This is a genomic window from Promicromonospora umidemergens (assembly GCF_024171995.1).
GTDB lineage: Bacteria > Actinomycetota > Actinomycetes > Actinomycetales > Cellulomonadaceae > Promicromonospora > Promicromonospora umidemergens.
Genome location: NZ_JAMTCT010000023.1, coordinates 28,120 through 40,020, shown reverse-complemented (window position 1 = coordinate 40,020; position 11,901 = coordinate 28,120). Strand labels below are relative to the sequence as shown.

The following is an 11,901-nucleotide window of genomic DNA, read 5'->3' as shown; positions in this document are numbered from 1 at the left end:
GAGAGATGTTTCCCTGGCTGACCGTGCTCATCGCATGGCCGCTGGTCGGCGCGGCCGTGGTGGGGCTGAGCGCGCTCGTCCGGTCCCGCACGGGCCCGGCGAGCGCGGGGACAGGCCTCGCCCGCCCGCTGGCGCTCCTGTTCTCGCTGGTGGAGGTGGCCCTGCTCGTCGGCGCGTTCGTCGCCTTCGACACGGGCGCCGCCGCCGAGCACCAGCTCGGAGCCGTCCACCCGTGGATCCCGCAGATCGGTGCCTCGTACGCGGTGGGGGTCGACGGCGTCGGCCTGCTGCTGGTGGCGCTCTCCGTGCTGCTGGTGCCGCTGGTGCTGCTGGCCGCGTGGAAGGAGCAGGGCAGGGACGAAGTCCGGCTGCGCAAGTTCGTCGGTCTGGTGCTCCTGCTCCAGGCGTTCATGGTGGCGGTGTTCGCCGCCCGCGACGTGTTCCTGTTCTACGTGCTGTTCGAGGCCATGCTGATCCCGGCCTACTTCCTCATCGGTGGGTTCGGGCAGGGTGCAGGTCGGCGCAAGGCCGCGGTGAAGTTCCTGATGTTCAGCCTGGGCGGCGGGCTGATCATGCTCGCGGCGGTGATCGCGCTGTACTTCCTCGGCATCGGTGCGGGCATCGACCCGAGCCGGGCGTTCCTCGTGGACGAGCTGGCCGCGATCGACCTGGGTACCACCGCCGAACGCCTGATGTTCGTCGGATTCTTCATCGCCTTCGCGATCAAGGCGCCCATGGTGCCCGTGCACAGCTGGTTGCCCGACGTCGCGGGGAATGCCACCCCTGGCACCTCCACCCTCCTGATCTGTGTGCTGGACAAGGTCGGCACGTTCGGCATGCTGACGCTGTGCCTGCCGCTGTTCCCGGAGGCCTCCCGCTGGGCCGCGCCGCTCGTGATCGTGCTCGCCGTGATCTCCGTGCTGTACGGCGCGATCATGGCGATCATGCAGACCGACCTGCTGCGGCTGGTCGGCTGGACGTCGGTGAGCCACTTCGGCTTCATCATCCTTGGCATCTTCACGTTCACGCCGCTGGGGACCGCCGGGTCGAGCTTCATGATGCTCAACCACGGGCTGGCGACCGGTGCGCTGTTCCTGGTGGCCGGGTTCCTGATCTCCCGGCACCCGGAGAAGTCGCAGAAGATCTCCGACTACAGCGGCCTGCGATCGGTCACGCCGGTGCTCGCCGGGACGTTCCTCGTCGCGGGCCTCGCGACGCTGTCGCTGCCCGGCCTGGCCACGTTCGTCAGCGAGATCATGGTGCTGATCGGCGCGTTCGGCGGCTCGCCCGCCGGATCGGCCGGGTGGGCGATCGCCGCGATACCCGGCGTGGTCCTTGCCGCGATCTACGTGCTGCTGACCTACCAGAAGATCTTCACCGGAGCACCGGCCGCAGGCCTCGAAGGCCTGCCCGACCTGCACGTCCGTGAGCGCGTCGTCGCGGCGCCGCTCGTGGCCGGACTCCTGGTGCTCGGCCTTGTGCCGGGCCTGGCCCTGACCTACGTGAACGCGCCGGCCGAGCAGTCGGTGGCCCTCACGACGGTCGACGAACCGGCGGACGCCGCCACGGAGATGGGGAGCGACAAGTGACCGAGTTCGTGGCACCCGAGATCGACTGGCTCGCCCTCGCACCGCTGATCGTGGTGCTGGGCGCGGGCGTGGTCGGTGTGCTCATCGAGGCCTTCGTACCGGAGAAGGTCCGCCGCACGACCCAGATCGTGCTGGCCCTGGCGGCCCTGGCCGGAGCGTTCGCGTTCATCGCGGTCCTGTGGCCGCAGATCGTGGTGCAGCCCGTGCAGGTGGTGGGCGGCAGCCTGACCCTCACGCCGTTCGCGCTCGGCGCGCAGGGCATCATCGCCGTGCTTGCCTTCCTCGGCGTGCTCGTCGTGGCCGACCGCACGACGACCGGGCAGGATGCGTTCGCGCCCGCTGCGTCGGCAGTGCCCGGCACCCCGTACGAGGACCTGGCCCGGCGCTCCGGCCTTGAGCAGACCGAGATCTACCCCCTCCTGCTCTTCGCGGTGGGCGGCATGATGCTGTTCGCCTCCACCGACGACCTCATCGTCATGTTCATCGCGCTGGAGGTGCTGTCGCTCCCGCTGTACGTGCTGTGCGCGACGGCGCGCCGGCGTCGGCTCCTGTCGCAGGAGGCGGCGGCCAAGTACTTCCTGCTGGGCGCGTTCGCCTCGGCGCTGTTCATCTTCGGTGTCGCGCTGATCTACGGGTTCGCCGGTACGGTCCGCCTGCTCGAGATCGCCCAGCGGGTGCAGCAGGGCCTGCCGCTGGAGGGCATGAGCGTGCTGCTCGTGTCCGGCGTCCTGCTGGTCGTCGTCGGCCTGCTGTTCAAGGTCGGCGCGGTGCCGTTCCACGCCTGGACGCCCGACGTCTACACGGGCGCACCTACGCCGATCACCGGGTTCATGGCGGCGTGCACCAAGGTCGCGGCCGTCGCGGCGCTCGTGGAGGTGCTGTACCGCATCTCGATCGGGGTGGGGGGCGTCAGCCCGGACATCATGCGCCAGCTGCAGATCGTCATCGTCGTGGTCGCGATCCTGACGATGGTGGTCGGCACCGTGGTGGGGATGGTCCAGACCGATGTGAAGCGCCTGCTGGCCTACTCGTCGATCGCGCACGCGGGCTTCCTGCTGGTCGGCATCGCGGGCTTCAACGCTCCGGTGCAGTCGTCGACGCTCTTCTACCTGCTCGCCTACGGCCTCGCGACGATCGGCGCGTTCGCCGTGGTCACGCTGGTGCGCGAGCGCCGGATCACCTCGGGCACCGGCGAGGACAACGGCCCAGTGGGTGAGGGCGAAGGGGTGGTGCTCGGCGAGGCGACGGAGATCGCGCAGTGGGCAGGGCTTGGCCGCAAGGCCCCGTGGCTCACCGCCGCGTTCGCGCTGTTCCTGCTGTCGATGGCCGGCATCCCGCTCACCGCCGGGTTCATCGCCAAGTTCGGCGCGTTCACCGGGGCGACGACGGGTGGTCTGTGGTGGCTCGCGGTCCTCGGCGTGCTCGCGTCGGTGGTCGCTGTCGCGTTCTACGTGCGGGTCCTGGTCGTCATGGTGTTCCAGAAGGCGCCGGACGAGCCGGAGTCGACGGGGACCGAGGCTGTCGAGGCCGGGCTCTCGACCGGCTCGACCAGCGAGGATGCGGTCCCGACGAGCGGTGGTGCGGTCTCGGCCGGCGCGGCCGCCACCCTGACCAAGGTGCGGGTCACGAGCGCGCAGCGGATCGTGGTGACCGTGGTGCGGTCCCGTGGGCCGGCGGCTGTGGCCATCGCAGTGTGTGCGATCGCGACAGTGATTCTCGGCGTGTTCCCGTCTCCGGTTCTCGGTCTGGTGGAACAGGCAAGTAAGTTCGTGCCGTGACCTCCGTACCGCTGCCGCATCAGACGACGACGGGTACGTCGGCGTCTGCCCCTCCGGCCGCTCCGACCGACCTGCCCGATCCCAACGCGCTCGGCCTGCCGATCACCGACCCGGAGCTGGCTTCGCGCCTCGCGGACCGGCTGACCGGGGTCGACGAGGTGCTCCTCGAGGCCGTCGCCAGCACCGACAAGCTGGCCGACGGTGCCTCCCGGCACCTCATCGACGCGGGCGGCAAGCGGTTCCGTCCCCTGCTCACCCTGCTGACGGGTGAGCTGGGGGACGGGTCGCTGCCCGGTGTCGTGGACGCAGCGGTGGTGGTGGAGCTGACACAGGTCGCGTCGCTGTACCACGACGACGTCATGGACTCCGCGCCGATGCGGCGCGGGGCGCCGGCGGCCCACATGGTGTGGGGCAACTCGGTGGCGATCCTCGTGGGCGACCTGCTGTTCGCCCGGGCGTCCGCGCTCGTGGCCGAGCTGGGGCCCGAGGCGGTGATCCTGCAGTCCAAGACGTTCGAGCGGATGTGCCTCGGGCAGCTGCACGAGACGATGGGCCCGGACGACGGCGAGGACCCGGTGGCGCACTACCTGCAGGTGCTGTCCGACAAGACGGCAGCCCTGCTGTCGGCGTCGGCCCGCCTGGGGGCGATGCTCGCCGGGGCGCCGGAGGCGCACATCGAGGCGGTGGGCGCGTACGGCGAGAAGGTGGGCGTCGCGTTCCAGCTCGCCGACGACGTGCTCGATATCGCCTCGTCCGGCGAGACGTCGGGCAAGACGCCGGGAACCGACCTGCGCGAGCACGTGCCGACGATGCCGGTGCTGCTGCTGCGGCAGCACGTCGCTACGGACGCCGCCACCTCCGACGACCGGGACCTGCTCGCGACGCTCGACGGCGACCTGACCTCCGACGAGGCCCTGAACGCCGCCGTGGGGCGGCTGCGCGCGCACGCGGTGCTGGCCGAGACGCGGGAGCTGGCCGTCCAGTGGGCACGCGCCGCCTCGGCGGAGCTGGCGCCTCTGCCGGAGGGCCCGGTCAAGGAGTCGCTGGAGCAGTTCGCCCAGGTCCTGGCGGACCGAGCGGTCTGAGGAGGCCCGGCCGCCGGTCCCCGCCGCCGGTCCCGCCGCCCGAGTGCAGACTTGGTCGCACCCGGATCCGCCGAGTGCAGAGTTGGTTGCGGATACAGGGTCGCTATCCGCATCTAGCTCTGCACTCGCCGATCGCGGGCGCGACGAAGTCTGCACTCGCCGACGGTCGTTCAGGCGGTGTCGAGGCCTGGCGGCAGCACTACCTGGTCGCCGGGCCGCGCCGGCAGGCTGAGGTCGCGTGCCAGCTGCGGGACAAAGACCGCGAGCACGTCCCAGACGACCTCGTCGTTCACCTCGTCGTATGCGTGGGCCGCTATGTTCCGCATCCCGGCGATCCTGCGCCAGGGCACCTCGGAGAAGTGGTCCCGCACGCGTCCGTGCAGCTTTTCGCAGACGGTCGCGACCTCGATGATCAAGTACGTCGCAGCCGCGCGCGTCATCCAGGCGCGCTCAGAGTGAAAGGCTGCGTGGCCGGCGGCCACGATCTCCGCCGACTGGGCGGCGAATCTCGCGAGGTCGCCGAGCCTGCGTCGGGTCTGCTCGGGGTCGTACGGGCGCCGGGTGTGGTCAGCTCCGCCCGCCTTGGACCCGGCCCCGGACGGTGGCCGCACCACCCGTTCGAACCGTGGCGGGCCGTCATCGCTCGTGCCGGTCACAGTGCGAGCGCCTCGCGCTGCGCCTGTTCCGACGCGCGCCCGGTCGACGCGTCGTCGACGACGTCGACCTCGACGGTCAGGAGATCTGCCAGGTCCTGGACGAGGTCGAAGTAGGCAAGTCGCGCCGCCGTATCGGGAAAGGTGACCAGCAGGTCGACGTCGGACCAGACTGTGTCGGTCCCGCGCGCGATCGACCCGAAGACCCGAGGGTTGCTGGCGCCGTGCCGTTCGACGAGAGCGATCACCTCGTCGCGGAGGCCGGCAAGAAGGTCACCCGGCCGCGCCTGGAGCGCAGCGGTGAGCTTGCGGCGGACCGGGTCGGTCGCACTGCGGTGACCCTTCTCGACGGCGGCGATGGTCGGCTGATGGACACCTGCGATGGCCGCGAGGCGCGCCTGGGAGAGTCCGAGCGCCGTCCGCCGGATGTGTACCCATGTGCCGAACTCGAGGCTCATGGGCCGACGATAACAGGCTTGTTATCGCCTAGCGAGAGGATGTCATCCGGCCTCGACGAGATCGGTCGGATGGGATGAGATCGGTCCGACGACTGACCGATCTCATCCCATCCGACCGAAGTCGATGAGTTCGGCCCGATGTCAGGGGCACCGGTACCGCAACCCCTGTGCATGGGTATTTCTCCCCACCTGCGCATCCGAACTTCTGGCTAGGATGCAGCCTGTTGAGGGGGCGGTTCGTGGCGGACGCGGTCGAGGGCAGGTTCAGGTTTACGACAGGGTTCGTCGTGTCCTGGGCTCTGGTGGCACTGTTCAGTGGTGCGCTGCTGGCTCTTGCCTTCCTGCAGGACGGCGAGGCCACGGCGGAGCTCGAGCTCAACGACTCCGGCGTCTGGGTCACGCAGACCGCCTCGGGCAAGCTGGGTCGTTTCAACGACGAGGCAGGAGCCCTGGACAGCACCCTCCTCGCCGGATCGTCGAACTTCGACGTCCAGCAGGACGAGGGCCGGGTGCTGCTGACGGACGAAGGTACATCGGCGGCGAGCCCCGTCGACCCCGCCCAGCTGGTGCTCGCGGGCCCGGTCCAGGCGCCGAGAGGCGCCCAGGTCGCGTCCGGCGGCCCGGCCACCGCGATCCTCGACCCCGAGAACGGCCGGCTGTGGGTGCTGCCCTTCGACGGCGTGACAGCTTTCGACGAGGAGGAGCTCGAGCCGACGGCGGAGCTCGGCGCGGGCGGGCGGCTCGCCGTCGCGACCGACGGGACGGTGTTCGTCGCGGTCCCGTCGGACGGGATGCTGTACCGGGTCGACACCGGTCAGCGTGGCGCACCGGGCGAGGTCATCGAGAGCGAGCTCCCCGTGGCGAAGGACGCCGAGGTGGAGCTCACCGCGGTCGGCGACGAGCCGGTGGTGCTGGACCGGACGGCGTCCGCGCTGGTCCTGCCCGGTGGCGAGGTCGTGGACCTGCCAGGCGGCGCAGAGGGGCGGCTGCAGCAGCCGTCGGACGAGAAGCGGTCGGTGGCGGTCGGCACACCGACCGGGCTGGTCGCGCAGCCGCTGGGCGGCGGCGAGTCGACGACGCGCGTGGCCGACGGCGTCCCGGCGGCTCCCGTCCAGGTGGGCGCCTGCACGTTCGGTGCCTGGTCGGGTACCGGTCAGGTGGTGCGGGACTGCCCGGGCACGGACCGTGACGTGGACCAGAGCCTCGAGGGGGCGGACGGCGAGCTCGCCTACCGGGTCAACCGCGACGTCGTCGTGCTGAACGACGTCGCAGAAGGCACCCTGTGGATGGCCGCCGACGACTTCGAGAAGGTCGACGACTGGGACCTCACGATGCCGGAGGAGGCCGAGGGGGAGAAGACCGAGACGGAGACGACGACGCCCGAGCTGGTGGACCAGCTCGTCGCCGAACGTGACAAGCCGAACCGGGCGCCAACGCCGGAGGACGACGATCTCGGTGTGCGCCCCGGGCGCACCACCGTGCTGAACGTGCTGGGCAACGACACCGACCCGGACGGGGACGTGATGACCGTGTCGGTGGCGCAGCCGCCAGAGGACGCCAAGGGCATCACCGTGCACCGGGTGCTGGACGGTCTGGCGCTCCAGGTGGACGTGCCGGCGGAAGCGTCGGGCTCGGCCACTCTCAGGTACACGGTCGACGACGGTCGTGGCGGTACGGCCGACGCGAAGGTCCGGGTCCGCGTGGTGCCGCCCGGCTCGAACGAGGCTCCCGCCGCCGACGGCGAACCGGTGCTCCGCGTGGCGCAGGGCGGCGAGGCGACGATCAAGGTGCTGCCCTTCTGGCGCGACCCGGACGGTGACGACCTCGTGCTGTCCAGCGCCGCAACCGGTGACGTCGCCGACGAGATCCGGTTCCGCCCGGACGGCGCCGTCGAGTTCCGCGACGGTGGTGGCGCGACGGGCCGCAAGATCGTCGACCTCACGGTCAGCGACAGCGGCGGCATGGTGGGCGAGGGCAGGCTCCTGGTCGACGTCGTCGCAGCGGAGGCGCCACCGGTCGCCGTCGGGGACCACGTGGCGGTTCCGGCCGGACAGCCGGTGACGGTGTACCCGCTGACGAACGACACCGATCCGAACGGCGACCGCCTCCGGCTGGTCGACGTGGGCGAGCAGGCTCCGGCCACGATCACGCCGAACTTCGCGGCGGGCTCGTTCCGGTTCCTGAGCCAGGAGCCGGGATCGTACGACCTGACCTATCAGGTGAGCGATGGCCCGGAAGCGACGCTGGGGCTGGTGCGCGTGGATGTGCTGCCGCCGCCGGAGCAGGACGGTGTCCCGGTGACGGTGACCGACACGGTGCTCCTGCCGGCCGGTGGTTCCGCCCTGGTGGACGTGCTGGCGAACGACACCGACCCGGCCGGCGGCGTGCTCGTCGTGCAGTCGGTGACCGTGCCCGACGGCGCCCCGGTGACCGCGGCGGTGCTGGACCACCACGTGCTGCGCCTCAGCGAGGTCAAACGGCCGGAGGGCCCGGTCACCATCGAGTACACGGCGGCGAACGGCACGGAGACCGCCGTCGGGCAGGTGCGGGTGGTGCCGGTGCCTGCCGCGACGAAGCTCCGCCCGCCGGAGGCCGACGCCGACGAGGCGACGGTGCACGCCGGCGACGTCGTGACGATCCCGGTGCTGACCAACGACGCCCACCCGGACGGGCTCGAGCTCACGCTCGCCGAGGACCTGGTGGAGCAGCCGGAGGCGGGCGAGGCGTTCGTGTCCGAGGACAGCGTCCGGTTCAAGGCGGGTCCGGACCGGTCCGGCACCGTCCACCTGGTCTACGAGGTCACCGACCCCAACGGCCAGAAGGACTCCGCCCAGGTGACCGTGACGGTGGTGGACGACGACGAGAACGTCGCACCGCAGCCGCCCGACGTCACGGCGCGGGTGCTGGCCGGAGCGAGCACCCGGGTAGCCCTCCCGCTGGAGGGCAGCGACCCGGACGGCGACCACGTGCAGCTCGAGGCGATCACGTCGGCGCCGGAGATGGGCACCGTCGACATCGTCGACGGGTACCTGGAGTACGCGGCCTCCGCGAACGCCGCAGGGGAGGACCAGCTCACCTACTCCGTCACGGACACGCGTGGCGCCACCGCCACCGGAACGGTCCGCGTCGGGGTGGCGACGCCGCCGCAGGTGAACCAGGCGCCGCTCGCCGTGGACGACGAGGTGTCGGTGCGGCCGGGCCGGACGATCGGCATCGACGCGCTGGCGAACGACTCGGACCCGAACGGCGACCAGGTGGGCCTGGTGCCGAAGTCGTTCGACGGTGCGGCCGAGCTGGAGCCGGAGGTCGCGGACGACCTCGTGGTCGTCACCGCGCCCGACGGCGAGGGCACGCACACGTTCTACTACGGGGTCGAGGACTCGTTCGCGGCGCGCGCCACCGGCGCGATCACCGTGGAGGTGGCCAGGGACGCGCCCCTGCTCCGTCCGGTCGCGCGGGACGACGCCGTCGCCCCGGAGGACGTCGCGTCACCCGCCGTGACCGTCGACGTCACGGGCAACGATCTCGACCCGGACGGGCTCGCCGCGGACCTGGAGGTCACTGTGCCGGGCCAGGGGCCGGACGGCGCCACCGTGACCGACGACGGGGAGATCGCCGTGCCGCTCACGGCTCACCCGCAGGTCATCACCTACGAGGTCACCGACATGGACGGGCTGACCGGCAAGGCGTTCCTGCGCGTGCCGCGGGACGGCACGCTGCCGCGGCTCCGCGAGGACCTGGCGGCGGTGGAGGTGGCCGCCGGTGAACCCACCCCGCTGGACCTCACCGAGTACGTGGTCGTTGCCGAGGGGCGTACGCCGAGGATCACCGACGAGTCGAAGGTCGCGGCCACGGAAGGCGACCACGAGGTCACGGGACCCGCAGCGGTCACCTACACCGCCTACAAGGACTACTCCGGCCCGGCCGCCCTGACGTTCGAGGTGACCGACGGCTCGGGCATCGACGACCCCGACGGTCGCACCGCCCTGCTCACGCTGCCGATCGACGTGCTGCCGGGCGAGAACGAGCCGCCCGAGATCACCGGCACGCCCGCGCTGGAGGCCGCGGCGGGCGAGGAGACCGCGCTCGACCTGTCCCGCTTCGTCGTGGACCCCGACGGCGACCCGCTCACCGTGACGGTCGCCGGCGACACAGGCGGGCTGAGCCTCGCGACCGAGGGCGCGACGGTGCTGGCCACAGCGGCGCCGGACGTGCCGAAGGGCAACACGGCCACCGTCGGCTTCACGGTGTCCGACGGCGGGCACCCGCCGGTCGCCGGCCAGCTCACCGTCACCGTCGTGGCCTCGACGCGCCCGCTCGTGCGGGCCAACACCGACGAGGTGCCGGACGCGCACCAGGGCGAGCCGGTCACCGTGGACGTGCTGGAGAACGACATCAACCCCTTCCCGGAGGACCCGCTGCGGCTCGTCTCGGCCCGGCTCGAGTCCGGCCGGGGCACCGTCGAGACCGCAGGGGACAGCGTGACGGTCACCCCACCCGCCGACTTCCACGGGGTGACGGTGGTGCGCTACCGGGTGGCTGACGTGACCGACGACCCCACTCGTGAGGTCGAGGGAACCGCTCGTGTGACGGTGCTCGGCGCCCCGGAGACGCCGCGCCCGCCGGTCGTCGAGGAGGTGCGGTCCGAGACGGTGGTGCTGAGCTGGGACCCGCCGTCCGACAACGGGGCGGAGATCACCGAGTACCGCGTACGGCCCAGCCGGGGCAGCGCCACCACCTGCCCCACCACCACCTGCACGATCACCGGCCTGACGAACAACCAGACGTACACGTTCACGGTGACGGCGGAGAACGAGGTGGGTACCTCTGGGGAGTCGGGGGCGTCCGAGGAGGCGCGGCCCGACGAGAAGCCGGACCCGCCGGCGGCGCCCGAGCTCGTGTTCGGTGATCAGCTCCTGACGGTGACCTGGCAGAACCGCTCGTACACGGACCGTTCGCCGATCGAGTGCGTCAACCTGGAGATCAGCCCGGCGCCGCCGTCGGGCCAGCTGCAGAAGACCTGCCTCGACGGCACGCGGACGGTGTGGGAGGGGCTGCGGAACGGCACCGCCTACACGGTGCGGGTGCAGGCGCGGAACGCGGCGCCCGACCCGTCGGAGTGGTCGGACCCGTCGGCGCCGGAGACGCCCGCTGCGCCGCCCGCCCGTCCCGCTGCTCCGACCGCGTCGCGCGCGCCTACCGCGGCGGGTGGGAAGATCACGGTGCAGTGGACGGCGCCGGCGACCAACGGTGCCACGATCAAGACGTATCACCTGAGCGTGTTCCGGGACGGGAACGAGGAGCGGACGATGCCGGTGACCGGCGCGTCGAAGACGCTGAACAACCTGGATCAGCGGTCCGCGTACCAGTTCACGGTCGTCGCGGAGAACAAGGCGGGCAGGTCACCGGAGAGCCCGAGATCCACGGCGTTGGAGCCGCACGGCACACCGTTGGTGCCCGGTAACCCGAGTGCGGCGCTGACCGAGGACACCAACGGCAAGGCCCGCGTGTCGTGGGGCGAGATCAGCGAGTTCCGCGGCAACGGCCCGTACTACGAGGTGCGGGCGGACGGTTCGAGGGAGGAGAGGGCCACGGGCTCCCCGTTCGACTTCACCGGCCTCTCCAACGGCCGGGACCACACGTTCGACGTCCGGGCCTGCAACAAGCACACCTGTTCCCAGTGGACGACGCGCTCGAACTCGGTGAAGCCGTACACGGTGCCGGGCCGGCCCGAGCTCGGGTGGACGCGGGACCGCAGCGACGACGGCTACTTCTCCGTCTTCGCGGCGACCAGCACCGGGGGCAGCGAGGTCACGGGGACGGAGTTCGTCATGAGCGGTGACCACGACGACTCCGGCAACAGGTCTCCCACTTCGCGTATCAACGTTCCGACCGGGCCGAACAAGAGCTACACGCTCAGGGCCCGGAGCTGCAACGCGGCGGGATGTGGCGCCTGGGCCGAGAAGACAGGGACGACCGGCAGCGACGCCTCGAACCGTACTGTGCGCGCGGCGAAGGGTGGTGGCGCCGGAGGCGGCGAGAACTACGTCGAAATCGTGGTGCGCGCAGGCACGCCCGGTGCGGGGTTCAGGGTGCGCTGCGTCGCCGACGGCGAGGAGTTCTACCCCACGACATTTACCGACGAGGTCAGGAACCGCGAGCGCAACGACCGCTTCGGCAACCCCCTCGTGCTGGACGCGAACGGAAATATCGACGCCGAGCTCGCCTGCTCCTGGGGTCGGTCCGGATCGCAGGTCTGGGTCAATACTGACGTCTGGGGCGACTCGACTCGCGCCGCCTGGTGAGTCGCCGTGCACCAGCTTCACCCTTGCCTGATG

General features: G+C 71.3%; 6 protein-coding genes. 4 read left to right on the top strand and 2 right to left on the bottom strand.

The annotated features are described in order from the left end of the window. Window positions 1-5 precede the first annotated feature (5 nt). The 3 genes from APR04_RS25285 to APR04_RS25275 are packed head-to-tail and all read left to right on the top strand — an operon-like array spanning window position 6 to window position 4,452. Entirely contained in the window at window positions 6-1,589 is a 1,584-nt protein-coding gene (locus APR04_RS25285) for an NADH-quinone oxidoreductase subunit M (RefSeq protein ID WP_253876015.1), read from the top strand. After that, window positions 1,586-3,367, top strand: coding sequence for an NADH-quinone oxidoreductase subunit NuoN (gene nuoN, locus APR04_RS25280; protein ID WP_253876004.1), 1,782 nt, complete (start codon window positions 1,586-1,588; stop codon window positions 3,365-3,367). Before APR04_RS25285 ends, nuoN begins: the two co-directional genes overlap by 4 nt. Continuing rightward, entirely contained in the window at window positions 3,364-4,452 is a 1,089-nt protein-coding gene (locus tag APR04_RS25275; RefSeq protein WP_253876002.1) for a polyprenyl synthetase family protein, read from the top strand. The genes nuoN and APR04_RS25275 overlap by 4 nt, the downstream gene beginning before the upstream one ends. Before the next feature lie 170 nt (window positions 4,453-4,622). Here APR04_RS25275 and APR04_RS31145 read toward each other — a convergent pair whose 3' ends face one another. Next, window positions 4,623-5,108 (bottom strand): HepT-like ribonuclease domain-containing protein, encoded by a 486-nt coding sequence (locus APR04_RS31145; protein WP_253876000.1) that lies wholly within the window; start codon window positions 5,106-5,108, stop codon window positions 4,623-4,625. Continuing rightward, entirely contained in the window at window positions 5,105-5,563 is a 459-nt protein-coding gene (locus tag APR04_RS25265; RefSeq protein ID WP_253875997.1) for an XRE family transcriptional regulator, read from the bottom strand. Before APR04_RS25265 ends, APR04_RS31145 begins: the two co-directional genes overlap by 4 nt. A 224-nt stretch (window positions 5,564-5,787) precedes the next feature. On the opposite strand from APR04_RS25265, the gene APR04_RS25260 reads away from it, so the two are divergent. After that, a complete protein-coding gene (locus tag APR04_RS25260; protein WP_253875994.1) occupies window positions 5,788-11,868 on the top strand; it encodes an Ig-like domain-containing protein in 6,081 nt (2,026 codons plus the stop codon). Window positions 11,869-11,901 lie beyond the last annotated feature (33 nt).